This window comes from Streptomyces sp. NPDC091281 (genome assembly GCF_044757425.1).
GTDB lineage: Bacteria > Actinomycetota > Actinomycetes > Streptomycetales > Streptomycetaceae > Streptomyces.
In genome coordinates, this window is sequence record NZ_JBIVUY010000013.1 from 15,966 (window position 1) to 31,092 (window position 15,127).

At 74.7% G+C, this 15,127-nt stretch carries 16 protein-coding genes; 7 read left to right on the plus strand and 9 right to left on the minus strand.

Annotated elements, in window-relative coordinates; all coding sequences use genetic code 11:
- Positions 1–139: 139 nt before the first annotated feature.
- The gene (locus ACIQPQ_RS28930) at positions 140–2,200 is read left to right on the plus strand and encodes a streptophobe family protein (protein WP_401309377.1); all 2,061 of its coding nucleotides are present in this window, start codon (positions 140–142) and stop codon (positions 2,198–2,200) included.
- A gap of 166 nt (positions 2,201–2,366) precedes the next feature.
- A complete protein-coding gene (gene serB / locus ACIQPQ_RS28935) occupies positions 2,367–3,590 on the plus strand; it encodes a phosphoserine phosphatase SerB (RefSeq protein WP_383780756.1) in 1,224 nt (407 codons plus the stop codon).
- Between the two features lie 133 nt (positions 3,591–3,723).
- Here serB and ACIQPQ_RS28940 read toward each other — a convergent pair whose 3' ends face one another.
- From ACIQPQ_RS28940 to ACIQPQ_RS28955, 4 genes are all read right to left on the minus strand, one after another.
- On the minus strand, positions 3,724–4,242 hold the full coding sequence (locus tag ACIQPQ_RS28940; RefSeq protein ID WP_401309380.1) for a SixA phosphatase family protein: 519 nt from the start codon (positions 4,240–4,242) through the stop codon (positions 3,724–3,726).
- 135 nt (positions 4,243–4,377) lie between these two features.
- The gene (locus ACIQPQ_RS28945) at positions 4,378–4,581 is read right to left on the minus strand and encodes a hypothetical protein (RefSeq protein WP_383780762.1); all 204 of its coding nucleotides are present in this window, start codon (positions 4,579–4,581) and stop codon (positions 4,378–4,380) included.
- Positions 4,582–4,807: 226 nt separating this feature from the next.
- Positions 4,808–4,924, minus strand: coding sequence for an SGM_5486 family transporter-associated protein (locus ACIQPQ_RS28950; protein WP_383780765.1), 117 nt, complete (start codon positions 4,922–4,924; stop codon positions 4,808–4,810).
- Between the two features lie 179 nt (positions 4,925–5,103).
- Entirely contained in the window at positions 5,104–6,546 is a 1,443-nt protein-coding gene (locus ACIQPQ_RS28955; RefSeq protein WP_401309383.1) for a CynX/NimT family MFS transporter, read from the minus strand.
- Positions 6,547–6,616: 70 nt separating this feature from the next.
- On the opposite strand from ACIQPQ_RS28955, the gene ACIQPQ_RS28960 reads away from it, so the two are divergent.
- Positions 6,617–7,309 (plus strand): FadR/GntR family transcriptional regulator, encoded by a 693-nt coding sequence (locus ACIQPQ_RS28960; protein WP_383780770.1) that lies wholly within the window; start codon positions 6,617–6,619, stop codon positions 7,307–7,309.
- On the opposite strand, the gene ACIQPQ_RS28965 is transcribed toward ACIQPQ_RS28960, so the two are convergent.
- The 3 genes from ACIQPQ_RS28965 to fabG form a co-directional block, all read right to left on the minus strand.
- The gene (locus ACIQPQ_RS28965) at positions 7,290–7,691 is read right to left on the minus strand and encodes a hypothetical protein (protein ID WP_401309386.1); all 402 of its coding nucleotides are present in this window, start codon (positions 7,689–7,691) and stop codon (positions 7,290–7,292) included. The two genes, ACIQPQ_RS28960 and ACIQPQ_RS28965, sit on opposite strands and share 20 nt — an antisense overlap.
- 224 nt (positions 7,692–7,915) lie before the next feature.
- A complete protein-coding gene (fabI, locus tag ACIQPQ_RS28970; protein WP_383780776.1) occupies positions 7,916–8,683 on the minus strand; it encodes an enoyl-ACP reductase FabI in 768 nt (255 codons plus the stop codon).
- Between the two features lie 5 nt (positions 8,684–8,688).
- Positions 8,689–9,393 (minus strand): 3-oxoacyl-[acyl-carrier-protein] reductase, encoded by a 705-nt coding sequence (gene fabG, locus ACIQPQ_RS28975; protein ID WP_401309389.1) that lies wholly within the window; start codon positions 9,391–9,393, stop codon positions 8,689–8,691.
- A gap of 288 nt (positions 9,394–9,681) precedes the next feature.
- Here fabG and ACIQPQ_RS28980 point away from each other — a divergent pair, with 288 nt between their 5' ends.
- Complete coding sequence (locus ACIQPQ_RS28980) at positions 9,682–11,205, plus strand: TldD/PmbA family protein (RefSeq protein ID WP_401309392.1); 1,524 nt, start codon at positions 9,682–9,684, stop codon at positions 11,203–11,205.
- Positions 11,202–12,596 carry a metallopeptidase TldD-related protein gene (locus tag ACIQPQ_RS28985; protein ID WP_401309395.1) on the plus strand — a complete coding sequence of 465 codons (1,395 nt, stop codon included), beginning with the start codon at positions 11,202–11,204 and terminating at the stop codon, positions 12,594–12,596. Before ACIQPQ_RS28980 ends, ACIQPQ_RS28985 begins: the two co-directional genes overlap by 4 nt.
- Before the next feature lie 69 nt (positions 12,597–12,665).
- Here ACIQPQ_RS28985 and ACIQPQ_RS28990 read toward each other — a convergent pair whose 3' ends face one another.
- A complete protein-coding gene (locus ACIQPQ_RS28990; RefSeq protein ID WP_401309398.1) occupies positions 12,666–12,947 on the minus strand; it encodes a GlsB/YeaQ/YmgE family stress response membrane protein in 282 nt (93 codons plus the stop codon).
- Between the two features lie 216 nt (positions 12,948–13,163).
- Between ACIQPQ_RS28990 and ACIQPQ_RS28995 the strand changes: the two genes are divergently transcribed.
- Both ACIQPQ_RS28995 and ACIQPQ_RS29000 read left to right on the plus strand, forming a co-directional pair.
- The gene (locus ACIQPQ_RS28995; RefSeq protein WP_401309400.1) at positions 13,164–13,577 is read left to right on the plus strand and encodes a DUF3099 domain-containing protein; all 414 of its coding nucleotides are present in this window, start codon (positions 13,164–13,166) and stop codon (positions 13,575–13,577) included.
- A 259-nt stretch (positions 13,578–13,836) separates the two neighbouring features.
- Positions 13,837–14,061 (plus strand): hypothetical protein, encoded by a 225-nt coding sequence (locus ACIQPQ_RS29000; RefSeq protein WP_401309403.1) that lies wholly within the window; start codon positions 13,837–13,839, stop codon positions 14,059–14,061.
- A 42-nt stretch (positions 14,062–14,103) separates the two neighbouring features.
- On the opposite strand, the gene moaA is transcribed toward ACIQPQ_RS29000, so the two are convergent.
- Entirely contained in the window at positions 14,104–15,093 is a 990-nt protein-coding gene (gene moaA, locus ACIQPQ_RS29005; RefSeq protein WP_401309406.1) for a GTP 3',8-cyclase MoaA, read from the minus strand.
- Positions 15,094–15,127 lie beyond the last annotated feature (34 nt).

Genomic DNA, 15,127 nt, shown 5'->3' on the forward strand with positions numbered 1-15,127 from the left:
TGAAACCGGGCCGGAGAGTGGTAAACGCCCGCGAGGGGGGCGGAAGCGGCCGTCTTCACCGCCTCGCGGCGCGGATCGGGGGGTCTGCATGAAGGCCGGACGGGCCGGATCGAGGGCCGGGGGCAGGGGCGGTACCGGGATGCCGGGCGGGGCCGGGGCGCGGGGTGTGCCCTGGGCGGACGTTCTGCTGTCGGCGGTGGCCGGGGTGAGCTGGGCGCTGATCGGGATGGCGGGGACGGCGGCCCTCGGACTGCACCTGCTGGACGCCGACGCGGCCGGTGCGCCGGGGCCGATGACGGCGGCGGTGGTCGCGCTGGGCGCGGGTGGCGCGGTGACGCCGTCGGGCGACGTGTCCGCGTTCGGGCTGACGGGCGCCGAGGCGGACACGGCCCTCGCGCTCACCCCGCTGGGCGTCGGCCTGGTCGGGGCGCTGCTGCTGGCCTGGTTCTTCCTGCGGTCCCTGCGCACGGCCGGCGCCGAGGTCGCGCCCGCCGAACTCCTCGCCCGCGCGGGGACGGTGGTCGCGCTCACCGTGGCGGCGCTGGGCGGGCTGGCCTGGGCCGGGCACGACGTCGTCACCCTCGACGGCGCGGCCCTCGGCCTCGACGACCTGCCCGGCGGCGGTGGGGCGGGCGGCGGGGGCGGTGTGTCGATCCCCGGACTCGGCGACCTGGGCGGCCTGTTGCCCGACCGGGTCGGGGACCTGGTCGACGCGCGGGCCGCGGTCGGCTTCACCGTCGACACGGTCCCGACGCTCCTCGGCGGGCTCGTCTGGTCGGCGGGCGTGCTGCTGGTCGCCCTGCTCGCCTCGCGCCGTACGCCGCTGCCGCGCGGGTGGGACGCCGTGCACCGGGTGGTGCGGCCCGCCGTGTCCGCCGTGGTGACCGTGCTGCTCCTCGCGGTGGCGGCCGGGTGCGCGGCGGCGGCGTACGCGGCGATCGGCGACGACCATCCGCGCCGGATCGCCGGAGCGGCCCTGCTGGGCGCGCCGAACGGGGTCTGGCTCGGCGTCGGCGTCGGGCTGTGGGTGCCCTGGGACGGCCGGGCGAGCGGGGTGCTGACCCAGGTCCTGCCGGACCCCTTGGACGACTTGCTCGGCAGCGGCGGCGACGAACGCCCGGTGACCCTCGCCCGCCTCGCCGAACTCGACCAACGGGTCTGGCTGTTGGGGGTGGCGGCGGCCGTGATGATGCTGCTGGCGGGCGTGTTGACGGCCGTCCGCACACCGGTGGCGGTGCCGGTCCGGGGCGGCACGACGGGCACGGACGCCGGGGACGGGGCGCGGACGGGCGTACGGCGGCTCGGTGTCGGCCGGTACGTCGGGGGCTGCGCGCTGCGGCTGGGGGTGGCCACGGCGGTGGCGCTGCCGCTCGTCGTCCGGCTCGCGGACGTGTCGGTGAACGCGTCCCTGTCGGTGCTGGGCGTCGACGCGTTCGGCGCGGGCGTGGATCTGCGCGGCCACCTCGGTGCGGCGGTGCTGCTGGGCGCGGCCTGGGGCGCGGGGGCGGGCGCGGTGGGCGCGCTGCTCGCCCGCGCGACGGGGGCGGCGGGCGGACGCGCTGCCCCGGCGGCACTGCGTGACAGCACGGTCACGGGGGGAGAGGGGGCGGGGGCTCCTGTGGGCGCCGGGGCGGGTGCAGGGGTCGGGGCGGATGTGGGAGTCGGGGCGGGGGTGGGTGGAGCGAGGGGGACGGTGCGTGGGGCGGGTGCGGCTTCTGCGGCGGAGTCTGCGAGTACGGCGGCCGATGCGGCGGCTGCGGCTGGGCCGTATGCCCCGGGGCGGCCGCATCGGCCGCCGAACCCGGCGACCAATCCGTATCTGCGGCTGCCGCCGGACGCTGCTGCGGACCCGGGCCCGGAGCCGGAGGACGCGGTGCCGCCGGGCCGGGACGACGCGGGGGCCGTACCGCCGCCGGGCCGGGACGACGTCGCCGGTGCGCCGACGGTGGTGGGGCCGGTCGGCGCGCCGCCGCCCCGGCCGAGACCGGGATCGGGTGCGGGGGCGGGATCAGCGGCGGGGAAGTGGCCCGCTCCTCCCCCGCCGCCGCCCGCGCGGGGCGGGGAGGGGCCGCGAGGCGGGGAGCGGGCCGGGGAGCGCACGGGGCGGGCGGGGCGCTGGGGGCGGTCGGGGGACGAGGGCCCGGACACCCCTCCCCCGCCGCCACCGCCCCGGCCGCCCGGACGTCCTCCGCGGTCATGAACCGCGCGCCGCACGTCTCCGCGGGCATCCGCGTGCGGCGCGCGCGTCGCCCGTCCGCACCCGTCCGCGTCAGGCGCACGTCACGCGCGCGACACCGACTGTTCCGTGTCCGCCAGACGGACCGCGGGGGCGGGCGGCACGGAGTGCCGGATACGGTGGACGCACCATGAGCGATTCGCAGACCTCGCCGTCCCTGCCCGCCGATGCGCCCACCCTCCTTGTCAAGATATTCGGCAAGGACCGGCCCGGGATCACCGCCGGACTCTTCGACACCCTCGCCGCCTACTCCGTCGACGTGGTCGACATCGAGCAGGTCGTCACCCGTGGCCGCATGGTGCTGTGCGCGCTGGTCACGGCGCCGCCGCACGGGCTGGAGGGCGATCTGCGGTCCACCGTCCACAGCTGGGCGGAGTCGATGCGGATGCAGGCGGAGATCATCTCCGGGCTCGGCGACAACCGGCCGCGCGGCCTGGGCCGCTCCCTGGTCACCGTGCTGGGCCACCCGCTGACCGCGGAGGCCACCGCCGCCGTCACCGCCAAGATCACCAAGGTGGGCGGCAACATCGACCGTATCTTCCGGCTCGCCAAGTACCCGGTGACGGCGGTGGAGTTCGCGGTCTCCGGGGTGGAGACCGAGCCGCTGCGCACCGCGCTGGTCACGGACGCCGGGGCGCTCGGGGTGGACGTGGCCGTCGTCGCGGCGGGTCTGCACCGGCGGGCCCAGCGGCTGATCGTGATGGACGTGGACTCGACGCTGATCCAGGACGAGGTCATCGAGCTGTTCGCGGCGCACGCGGGCTGCGAGGACCGGGTCGCCGAGGTGACGGCGGCGGCGATGCGCGGGGAGCTGGACTTCGAGCAGTCGCTGCACGCGCGGGTGGCGCTGCTGGCGGGGCTGGACGCCTCGGTGGTGGAGAAGGTGCGCGCCGAGGTGCGGCTCACGCCCGGCGCCCGCACGCTGATCCGCACGCTGAAGCGGCTCGGCTACCAGGTGGGCGTGGTCTCCGGCGGCTTCACCCAGGTCACCGACGACCTCAAGGAGCGGCTGGGGCTGGACTTCGCGCAGGCCAACACCCTGGAGATCGTCGACGGGAAGCTGACGGGCCGGGTCACCGGCGAGATCGTGGACCGGGCGGGCAAGGCGCGGCTGCTGCGCCGGTTCGCGGCGGAGGCGGGCGTACCGCTGGCGCAGACGGTGGCGATCGGGGACGGCGCGAACGACCTGGACATGCTGAACGCGGCAGGCCTCGGGGTGGCCTTCAACGCGAAGCCGGTGGTGCGCGAGGCGGCGCACACGGCGGTGAACGTGCCCTTCCTGGACACCGTGCTGTATCTGCTGGGCGTCACCCGCGAAGAGGTCGAGGCGGCGGACACGCACGACGAGAAGTGACGGCGTGCGGCGTGCCGCGTGACGTGGTGAGGGGCCCGGTGATCGCCGGGCCCCTCAGCGGTTCCGTGCCGGGCACGCGCCCTTCTCGGCCGCTCCGTCCTCGGCCCGCTCTGTCCTCGGTGCGCGCGGAGCGCTACTCGGAGGGCGCCCAGTAGTCGGTGAGGGTGGCCGTGCCCGGTTCGAGCGCCTTCCAGGTGCCGTCGAAGGAGACGACCGCGAAGGCGGCGGCCGGGAACCCGCGGCGGCTCATCCGCTGCCCGGCGTCCCCCTCGGCCGAGCCGGAGAGCACCTCGGCGAGCCCCTGGACGCCCGGGTTGTGGCCGACGAGCAGCAGGGTGCGCACGTCGTCCGGGGTCTCGTTGAGCAGGGCGATCAGCTCACCGGGGGTGGCCTCGTAGATCCGCTCCTCGTAGACCGTTCTGGGGCGGTGGGGCAGCTCGTGGACGGCGAGCTTCCAGGTCTCCCGGGTCCGCACGGCGGTCGAGCACAGGGTCAGGTCGACGCCGAGGCCGGTCTCGGTCAGTCTGCGTCCGGCCTCGGCGGCGTCCAGACGGCCCCGCTCCGCGAGGGGGCGTTCATGGTCGTTCACCTGGGGCCAGTCGGCCTTCGCATGCCGGAAGAGGACGATCCTGCGGGGTTCTGCGACGCTCATGACTCCCAGCTTCGCACGAAACAGGCCATGGGGCGCAGGGAGTTGACAGGCGCCTTCAGCGGCCCTCCCGACGTGGGCGGGACGGTGGACGGGGCTGCGGGCGGGGTGGGGGCGGGGCGGGGGCGGGGTGTCCGGTCAGCGGGCGACGAGCTGGTGGACGCGGGCCACGACCTGGGGCAGGCCCGGGTCGCCGCCCGCCGCGTGGGCGTCGGCCGGGTTCATGATCAGGGTCAGCAGGCTCACGAAGGCCAGGGCGGGCAGGGCCAGCGCCCACCAGGGCAGCCGGGTGCCGACGCGCGGGGAGGCCGGGCGGGGCGGGAGATGCGTGGGGGCCGACATGGGTGCCTCCGCTGGTCTTCGAGTGGACCGTGGACCGCGTCCGGCGGCCACATCTCGAAGGTACGCATCCGGCGGGCCCGCTCCCATCGGGTGATCCACCCACTTGACCCTGAGCCTCACCCCCTAGGGGACCGGGGGGTTAACCCCACCATGGCCCGGCGGAGGGGCGAAAGGAGCGGGGCGCGGGCCGTCGCGGGCGGGGATCGCGCGGAGGTGACCGCCGGGGTCAGGGAGACGCGATGGTCGCGATGATCCCGATGATCACGAAGATGAGGAGGAACGAGCCGAAGACGGCGAGCATCTTCTTCTGGCCGTTGCGCGGGTTCGGGTCGAGCACTGGCATGGCCCCAGTCTGGCACCCGCGCCCCGGCCGCCCTCCCCCGGGGTCGGCGCGCGGCCCCGGCCACGGACCGGCCCCCGCCATCGACCCCGGCCACGGACCCGCGCGGCCACGCACCCCGGCCCCGGCCTCCGGCCCGGCACCCGCCAGGGATGGGACCCGCCGGGGACGCGCCCCGCCGCTCAGACCGCCGCCTCGTCCTCCACCGTACGGTCGCGGCCCGCGAGGACGCCGACGGCCATCTGCGGGACCATGAGCGCCGCCATGAGCACCAGGGGCAGGTCCCAGCCGCCGCTGTGCTGGTAGAGCATGCCGACCAGCAGCGGGCCGGGGATCGACAGGAGGTAGCCCGTGCTCTGCGCGAACGCGGACAGCTGGGCCACGCCCGCGCCCGTGCGGGCCCGCATGCCGACCATGGTGAGCGCGAGCGGGAAGGCGCAGTTGGAGATGCCCAGCAGCACGGCCCACACCCAGGCGCCCGCGGCGGGCGCGGCGTACAGCCCGGCGTATCCGGCGAGGCCGCACAGGCCCAGGGCGACGACGACGGGGCCCTGGCGGGGCAGCCGGGTCGCCACGCGCGGGATGACGAAGGCCAGGGGCACGCCCATCACCATCGTCACCGCCAGGAGCAGGCCCGCCGTGGACGCGGGCACGCCCGCGTCGCGGAAGATCTGCGGCATCCAGCCCATGGTGATGTAGGCGGCGGTGGCCTGGAGGCCGAAGAAGACGGCGAGCGCCCAGGCGGTACGGCTGCGGGTGACGCGCAGCCCACCGGACGTGCCGGACGCCCGCGCGCGCGTGCGTGCCGTCGCAGCCGTCCCGGTCGCCTCCGCCGCCGCGCCCGGTCCGCCGTGCGCCGGTTCCCGGACCCGGGCCAGCACGAGCCACGGCAGGACGGCGGCGACGGCGAGGGCCGCCCAGACGACGAGGCCGGTCCGCCAGTCGCCGCCGAGGGCGTCGGTGACGGGCACGGTGACGGCGGCGGCGAGGGAGGTGCCGAGGGCGAGGGCCATCGAGTACAGGCCGGTCATGGTGCCGACCCGGTCGGGGAACCAGCGCTTGACGATGACCGGCATGAGGACGTTGCTGACGGCGATGCCCATGAGGGCGAGGGCGCTGGCGGCGAGGAAGCCCGCCGTGCCGCCGACGAAGGGCCGCAGCAGCAGCCCGGCCGTGATGGCGACCATGCCCGCGCACACCACCGCGCCGGTGCCGAAGCGGCGGGCGAGGCGGGGCGCGGTGACGCCGAAGACGGCGAAGCAGAGCGGGGGCACCGAGGTGAGGAGACCGGCGACGCCGCCGCTCATGCCGAGTCCGTCGCGGACCTCTTCGAGAAGGGCGCCGAGGCTGGTGATGGCGGGCCGCAGGTTGAGCGCGGCCAGCACGATGCCGACGGCGACGAGCCGGAGCAGCCACGGGCGGGGGGCGGACCCGGCCGCGCCGTGCACCCGCGCCGAAGCCGCGGAGGCCGCCGGGCCCGGAGTCCGGTCGGCCGCGAGGCCCGCGGAGTCCGCGGCGGCCGAAGGGGCGGCGGGGTGCGCGAGGCCCGCGGGTTCCGCGGGGTCCGCGAGGTCCGGCGGGCGCGTGTCGGTGGTGGTCTCCTTGCGTGCCATGCCGCCCATCATAGAATCATGGGATGATTGGTTGTCCATCCCCGGGGCCGCTTTCCCGGGCCCGCCCGTGCGAAGGTGTGCCATGCCCCTGAGCCATCCCCGCCGCTCGGCCCTGTCCGAGCAGGTCATCGCCGCGCTGCGCACCCAGATCACCTCGGGCGAGTGGCCGGTCGGTTCGCGCATCCCGACGGAGCCCGAGCTGGTCGAGCAGCTCGGGGTGGCGCGCAACACCGTCCGCGAGGCGGTCCGCGCGCTGGCGCACAACGGCCTGCTGGACATCCGGCAGGGGTCGGGGACGTACGTCGTGGCGACGAGCGAGCTGGCGGGTGTGATGCACCGCCGGTTCGCGGGCGCCGACCCCCGGCACATCGCGGAGCTGCGCTCGACGCTGGAGTCGTCGGCGGCGCGGCTGGCCGCCGAGCGGCGCACGGAGAAGGACCTGCGGCAGCTGGACGCGCTGCTGCGGCGCCGCGAGGAGGCCTGGGCGACGGGCGACGCGGAGACCTTCGTGACGGCGGACGCCTCCTTCCACCTGGCGGTGGTGGCGGCCTCCCACAACGACGTCATGTCGGCGATGTACGCGGACCTGGGCGAGGTGCTGCGGGACTGGCTGCGCACGGACATCGGCGACGAGCTGACGCCGGAGGCGCACATGGACCACACCCGGCTGGTCGAGGCGATCCGGGCCGGGGACGCGGGGGCGGCGGCCGAGGAGGCGGCGAGCTACCCGTTCCTGTGCCGTCCGGGCCGGGGGTTCACGGCCGCGCGTGGCTGACCCAGGCCGCGTCGACCTCCTTCCAGCACCGCGCCGTCAGCCGTACGGTCTCGGCGGGTCCGACCTCGGTGGCGGCGCCGTCGGTGTCGAGGTCCCACCAGCGCGCGCACTCGACGTGCAGCCGGACACGGTCGGTCGCGGCGTAGGGGTTGTGGCAGTACGCGACGACGTGCGAGCCCTCGACGGACGTACGGCACTCCGCGCCCGCGGGCTCCTCGGCGGCGCCTCCCGGGGCGGGCGCGGCGGCCCGGCCCGGCTGCGGCCGCACGCGCGCGTGGGGCGAGGCGTCGTACGGCACGCACAGGACGAGCGTCAGGGCGGCGAGACAGGCGGCGGCGACGGTCACGACGGTCACCGGGGCCGGGCTGCGAGACAGGCGCACAAGGGGACCTCCTCGGCCGTGCTGGGGAGGGACGCGCGGTGGGAACCCGCACTCCAGGGTGGCCTGTCCGGTCGCCGCCCCGCCCGGCCGGGTGAGCCGATCGGGTGACGGCGCACACGGCGTACGAGCGGCACGCGCGCGTGGGACACACGCGGACGCCCCGCTCCCCCGCGCGGTGCGGGAGGAACGGGGCGTCGGGCCTCGGGGGCCGCGGGCGCGTGCGGTCAGGCGCCGACCGCGTGCAGGCCGCCGTCCACGTGGACGATCTCGCCCGTGGTCTTCGGGAACCAGTCGCTGAGCAGGGCGACCACACCGCGGCCGGCCGGCTCGGGGTCCTTGAGGTCCCACTCCAGCGGGGAGCGGTGGTCCCAGACCGAGGCCAGCTCGGTGAAGCCCGGGATGGACTTGGCGGCCATCGAGCCGAGCGGGCCCGCGGAGACCAGGTTGCAGCGGATGTTCTGCTTGCCCAGGTCGCGCGCGATGTAGCGGCTGGTGGCCTCCAGGGCGGCCTTGGCCGGGCCCATCCAGTCGTACTGCGGCCAGGCGAACGAGGCGTCGAAGGTGAGGCCGACGACCGAGCCGCCGTTCTGCATCAGCGGCAGGCAGGCCGTGGTGAGCGACTTCAGGGAGAACGCCGACACGTGCATGGCGGTGGCGACCGACTCGAACGGCGTGTTCAGGAAGTTGCCGCCGAGGGCGTCCTGCGGGGCGAAGCCGATGGAGTGCACGACGCCGTCGAGGCCGCCCAGCTCCTCGCCGACCACGTCGGCCAGCCGGGCCAGGTGCTCGTCGTTGGTGACGTCCAGCTCGACGACCTTGGTGGGCTTGGGCAGACGGCGCGCGATGCGCTCGGTCAGGGTGGGCCGCGGGAACGCGGTCAGGATGATCTCGGCACCCTGCTCCTGGGCCAGCCTCGCGGTGTGGAAGGCGATGGAGGACTCCATCAGCACACCGGTGATGAGGACGCGCTTGCCCTCGAGAATTCCGCTCATGGTGATCAGTGACCCATTCCCAGTCCGCCGTCAACGGGGATGACGGCTCCAGTGATGTACGAGGCGTCGTCGGAGGCGAGGAACCGCACCGTCGCGGCGATCTCCTCCGGCTTCGCGTACCGGCCCAGCGGCACCTGGGAGACGATGCCCGCGCGCTGCTCGTCGGTGAGCACCTTGGTCATGTCGGTGTCGACGAAGCCGGGCGCGACGACGTTGAAGGTGATGTTGCGCGACCCCAGCTCGCGGGCCAGGGAACGCGCGAAGCCGACCAGGCCGGCCTTGGAGGCGGCGTAGTTCGCCTGTCCCGCGGAGCCGAGCAGTCCGACCACCGACGAGATGAGGACCACGCGGCCCTTCTTGGCGCGCAGCATGCCGCGGTTGGCGCGCTTGACCACGCGGAAGGTGCCGGTGAGGTTGGTGTCGAGGACGGTGGTGAAGTCCTCCTCGGACATGCGCATCAGGAGCTGGTCCTTGGTGACGCCGGCGTTGGCGATCAGGACCTCGACGGTGCCGTGGGCGTCCTCGATCTCCTTGTAGGCCTGCTCCACCTGCTCCGGTTCGGTGATGTCGCACTTGACGGCGAGGAAGCCGGCCGGCGGCTCCCCGGAGCGGTACGTGATCGCCACCTTGTCGCCCGCGTCGGCGAACGCGTGGGCGATGGCGAGGCCGATGCCCCGGTTACCTCCGGTGACGAGAACCGAGCGGCTCAACGGATCACCCTTTCGATAGGGGGTATGGACACACCCGCCCGAACGCTGGGTGACAGGCGGCTTCCCTCGAAACCTATCGGTCCACGCCGGTCGGCCGACATTCGGGCACCGACAGTGGGTCACGGGGCTGGCTGTGGGGTCCCTACAGAAAGTGGCCGGGGCGGGCCGTGCGCGGCTCGTGTCCGGGCCGCCCGGGATGGAAAGGTGGTGGTCCGGGCTCCGCGCGCGCGACATGATCGGACCCCGCACAGGCGACACAGGCGACGACGACCACAGGGAGATACCCAGGTGCCCCACAGCATCGACGAGAGTTTCACGGCACTACCCCTGCGCGCCCTCGCCGACGCCGCGCTCGCGCGGGCGCGGGCGCTCGGCGCCGAGCACGCGGACTTCCGGTTCGAACGGGTGCGCAGCGCGTCCTGGCGGCTGCGGGACGCCAAGCCGTCGGGGTCCTCGGACACCACCGACCTCGGGTACGCGGTGCGGGTCGTGCACGGCGGGACCTGGGGGTTCGCGTCCGGGGTGGACCTGACGATGGACGCGGCGGCGCGGGTGGCGTCGCAGGCGGTGGCGATGGCCAAGCTGTCCGCGCAGGTGATCCGGGCGGCGGGGTCCGACGAGCGGGTGGAGCTGGCCGACGAGCCGGTGCACGCCGACCGGACGTGGGTGTCGTCGTACGAGATCGACCCGTTCTCGGTGCCCGACGAGGAGAAGGCGGCGCTGCTGGCGGACTGGAGCGCGCGGCTGCTGGCGGCCGACGGGATCAACCACGTCGACGCCTCGCTGCTCACCGTCCACGAGAACAAGTTCTACGCCGACACCGCGGGCACGGTGACCACGCAGCAGCGGGTCCGGCTGCACCCGGCGCTGACGGCGGTGTCGGTGGACGAGTCCAGCGGCGAGTTCGACTCGATGCGGACGATCGCGCCGCCGGTCGGGCGGGGCTGGGAGTACCTGACGGGCACCGGCTGGGACTGGGACGGCGAGCTGGAGCGCATCCCGGAGCTGCTGGCGGAGAAGATGCGGGCGCCGAGCGTGGAGCCGGGCCTGTACGACCTGGTGGTGGACCCGTCGAACCTGTGGCTGACGATCCACGAGTCGATCGGGCACGCCACCGAGCTGGACCGGGCGCTGGGCTACGAGGCGGCGTACGCGGGCACCTCGTTCGCGACCTTCGACCAGCTGGGCAAGCTGCGCTACGGCTCCGACCTGATGAACGTCACCGGTGACCGGACCGCCGAGCACGGGCTGGCCACGGTCGGCTTCGACGACGAGGGCGTGGCGGCGCAGTCCTGGGACCTGGTGAAGGACGGCACCCTCGTCGGCTACCAGCTGGACCGGCGGATCGCGCGGCTCACCGGGTTCGAGCGGTCCAACGGGTGCGCGTTCGCCGACTCCCCCGGCCATGTGCCGGTGCAGCGCATGGCGAACGTGTCGCTGCGGCCGGACCCGGCCGGGCTGGCCACGGAGGACCTCATCGGGGGCGTCGACCGGGGCATCTACGTGGTCGGGGACCGGTCCTGGTCGATCGACATGCAGCGGTACAACTTCCAGTTCACCGGGCAGCGGTTCTTCCGGATCGAGAACGGGCGGATCACCGGGCAGCTGCGGGACGTGGCCTACCAGGCGACGACGACCGACTTCTGGGGGTCCATGGCGGCGGTCGGCGGCCCGCAGACGTACGTCCTCGGGGGTGCCTTCAACTGCGGCAAGGCGCAGCCGGGGCAGGTCGCGGCGGTGTCGCACGGCTGCCCGTCCGCGCTCTTCCAGGGCGTCAACATTCTCAACACCACGCAGGAGGCCGGCCGATGAGCGCCCGTACGAACAAGCCGCACGAGGTCGTGGAGCGGGCCCTGGAGCTGTCGCGGGCCGACGGCTGTGTGGTGATCGCCGACGAGCAGTCGACGGCGAACCTGCGCTGGGCGGGCAACGCGCTCACCACCAACGGGGTCACCCGCTCGCGGACGCTGACGGTGATCGCGACGGTGGACGGCAAGGAGGGCACCGCCACCGGCGTGGTCTCGCGGGCCGCGGTGACCGCGGACGAGCTGGAGCCGCTGGTGCGGGCCGCCGAGGCCGCCGCGCGCGGCGCCGGTCCGGCCGAGGACGCGCAGCCGCTGGTGACGGGCCGGGAGGCGTCCGCCGGCTTCACCGAGGCGCCGGTGGAGACCTCGTCGGCGGTGTTCGCGGACTTCGCCCCGGCGCTCGGCGAGTCGTTCGCCCGCGCGCGGGCGGGCGGCCGGGAGCTGTACGGCTTCGCGCACCACGAGCTGGTCTCGACCTACCTGGGCACGTCGACCGGCGTCCGGCTGCGGCACGACCAGCCGAACGGGACGCTGGAGCTGAACGCGAAGTCGCCGGACCGGACCCGCTCGGCGTGGGCGGGTCGCTCCACGCGGGACTTCAGGGACGTCGACCCGGCGGCGCTGGACGCGGAGCTGGCGGTGCGGCTGGGGTGGGCGGAGCGGCGGATCGACCTGCCCGCGGGGCGGTACGAGACGCTGCTCCCGCCGACCGCCGTGGCCGATCTGATGATCTACCTGCTGTGGTCGGCGTCGGGCCGGGACGCCGCCGAGGGCCGCACGGTGTTCTCCAAGCCCGGCGGCGGCACCCGTGTCGGCGAGAAGCTGTCGGGGCTGCCGCTGACGCTGCGCAGCGACCCGCACGCGCCGGGTCTGGAGTCGGCGCCGTTCGTGGTGGCGCACTCGTCGGGCGGTGACCAGTCGGTGTTCGACAACGGGCTGCCGATCCCGGCGGTCGACTGGATCGGCGACGGCGAGCTGCGGCACCTCACGACCAGCCGGCACGGGGCGGCGCTCACCGGGCTGCCGTCGGCGCCGGGCGCGGACAACCTGATCCTGGACGGGGGCGCGGACCGCTCGCTGGAGGAGATGGTCGCGGACACCCGGCGCGGGCTGCTGCTGACCTGCCTGTGGTACATCCGCGAGGTGGACCCGGCGACGCTGCTGCTGACCGGGCTGACCCGCGACGGTGTGTACCTCGTCGAGGACGGCGAGGTGGTGGGCGAGGTGAACAACTTCCGGTTCAACGAGTCGCCGGTCGGCGTGCTGGGCCGGGCCACCGAGGCGGGGCGCACGGAGAAGACGCTGCCGCGGGAGTGGAGCGACTGGTTCACCCGGGCGGCGATGCCCGCGCTGCGGGTGCCGGACTTCAACATGAGTTCGGTCAGCCAGGGCGTCTGAGCGGACGGACGCGAGGGGGCGCGGGCCGCACAACGGCCCGCGCCCCCTCGGCTGTCCGCCGTCGGGCGGTCAGGCGCGTTCGTGCTTGCGCTTGCCCAGCGTCGCCATGTACGCCATGTCGCCGAGCGCCACGATGACGATCGCGGCGACCAGTTGGAAGATGTGCCGGCTCCAGTCGATGCCTGCGGTCTCCTCGACGCCGAAGCCGCGGGCGATCGCGTTGCCGACGATCGCGCCGAGCATGCCGAAGATGGTGGTCAGCCAGAGGGGGCTGTGCTGCTTGCCGGGAAGGATCGCCTTGGCGATCAGACCGAGCACGAATCCCACGATGATGGCCCACAACCAGCCCATGGATGCCTCCTGTACGGCTCTGAGCGCGGTACGGCTCCGAGCGAGCGATTGCCCCCAGTGTCGGTCCGGTCGCGGTACGCCGCACGCCGGGTGGGGCCGTACGCGGTACGGCGCAGCCCGGCCGCCCCGGGCGGACGCCCCGGTCTCGAGGGGCGTGGGGGCGCGGCGTACCGTGGTCGGCGGGGAGAGGTCGATGCGGTCGGACGGTGGAATGTGATGCGGAAGCAGCGCGGTGGCGGCGGTGAGGTGTTCCGGATCACCGGCGCCCGGCAGGGGCTCCAGGACGACGTCCGGGGCCGTCAGCGGCGGTATGTGATCTCGATGTCCGTCCGGACGCTGGCCGTGGTCCTGGCGGCGGCGCTCTGGAACGTGGAACGCCACGTCGCGCTGGTCGCGCTGGTTCTCGGCGTGGTCCTGCCCTACATCGCGGTGGTGATCGCCAACGCCGGGCGGGAGGGCGCGCCGGGCCTGCCGTCGACGTTCGTGACGGCCCCGCTGCCGCCGATGATCGCGCCGCCGCGCGCGGGCGGTCCGGGGCCGGAAGAGGAGCGCGTCGCGGAATCCGGGCGGGCCGCGAGGGAGCCCTCGGGCGGGGACGCGGGGGCCGGTCCGGCCGGGCGTCCGGCGTGACGCGGAGCCCGGCGAAGCTCAGGAAAAGCTCAGATCAATCATGTTGTTCCGGTGCCGTGGGGCCGGGTCCCCGTGACATACTTCGTACGCGCTCCGCATCCCCCGTCGGAGCGACGGACCGACGCCGGGCAGCTCCCCCCGTGGCTGCTCGGCGTCGCTTTGTTTCCCACCCCGTGACTGTCCGAGAGCGCCCGGCCGTGCCGGTGGCCGCCCGGACGTTCCTGTGAGTTCTGTGAGCCGTGTGAGTGCTGTGAGTGCCGTGAGTGACGAGACGCCCGTGTGTTCCGCGAAGGGCTGCCGTGCCGACGCGGTGTGGGTGCTGGCGTGGAACAACCCGAAGATCCACACGCCGGAGCGGCGCAAGACGTGGCTGGCGTGCGAGGAGCACCGGGAGCACCTGTCGCAGTTCCTCGGGGTGCGGGGCTTCCTCAAGGACGTGGTGACGCTGGCGGAGTGGGAGTCGGGGGCGGCGGAGGGCGCGTAGGGCCCGTACCGCCCCGGTCGGGCCGCCGTCGGGCGGGCCGGTTCAGCCGCCGATGGACGACATCGGGCGGTCGGGCTGGACGAACGTCGGGTCGTCGAGGCCCGCGCCCGCCTTCTTGCCCCACATCGCCTCGCGCCAGCGGCGGGCTATCTCCTCGTCGGGGGCGTCGGCGCGCAGGGCGGCGCGCAGATCGGTCTCCTCGCGGGCGAAGAGGCAGGTGCGGATCTGGCCGTCGGCGGTGAGGCGGGTGCGGTCGCAGGCGGCGCAGAACGGGCGGGTCACCGAGCCGATGACGCCGACGCGGTGCGGTCCGCCGTCGACCAGCCAGCGTTCCGCCGGGGCCGAGCCGCGGCTGGCCTCGCCCTCGGGGGTGAGGGCGAAGCGGGTGCGCAGGGAGGTGAGGATGTCGTCGGCGGTGACCATGCCCTCGCGCTTCCAGCCGTGCTGGGCGTCCAGGGGCATCTGCTCGATGAACCGCAGTTCGTAGCCCTGCTCGACGGCCCAGGCGAGCAGGTCGGGGGCCTCGTCGGCGTTGAGGCCGGGCATCAGGACGGCGTTGACCTTGACCGGGGTGAGGCCCGCGTCGTGGGCGGCGCGCAGGCCGTCGAGGACGTCGTGGTGGCGGTCGCGGCGGGTGAGGGTCTTGAAGACGTCCGGGCGGAGGGTGTCCAGCGAGACGTTGACCCGGTCCAGCCCGGCGGCCTGGAGGGCGGTCGCCGTGCGCTTGAGGCCGATGCCGTTGGTGGTGAGGGAGATCTGCGGGCGGGGGGCGAGCGCCGCGACCCGCTCGACGATGCCGACCAGGCCGGGCCGCAGCAGCGGTTCGCCGCCGGTGAAGCGGACCTCCTCGATGCCGAGGGAGGTGACGGCGATGCCGACCAGCCGGACGATCTCGTCGTCGGTGAGGAGGTCGGGCTTGGCCAGCCAGCTCAGGCCCTCCTCGGGCATGCAGTAGGTGCAGCGCAGATTGCAGCGGTCGGTCAGCGAGACCCGGAGATCGGTGGCCGTCCGGCCGTACGTGTCGACGAGCATGTGGGCCCCCTTCCCTCGCGGCCGTCCGCACGGC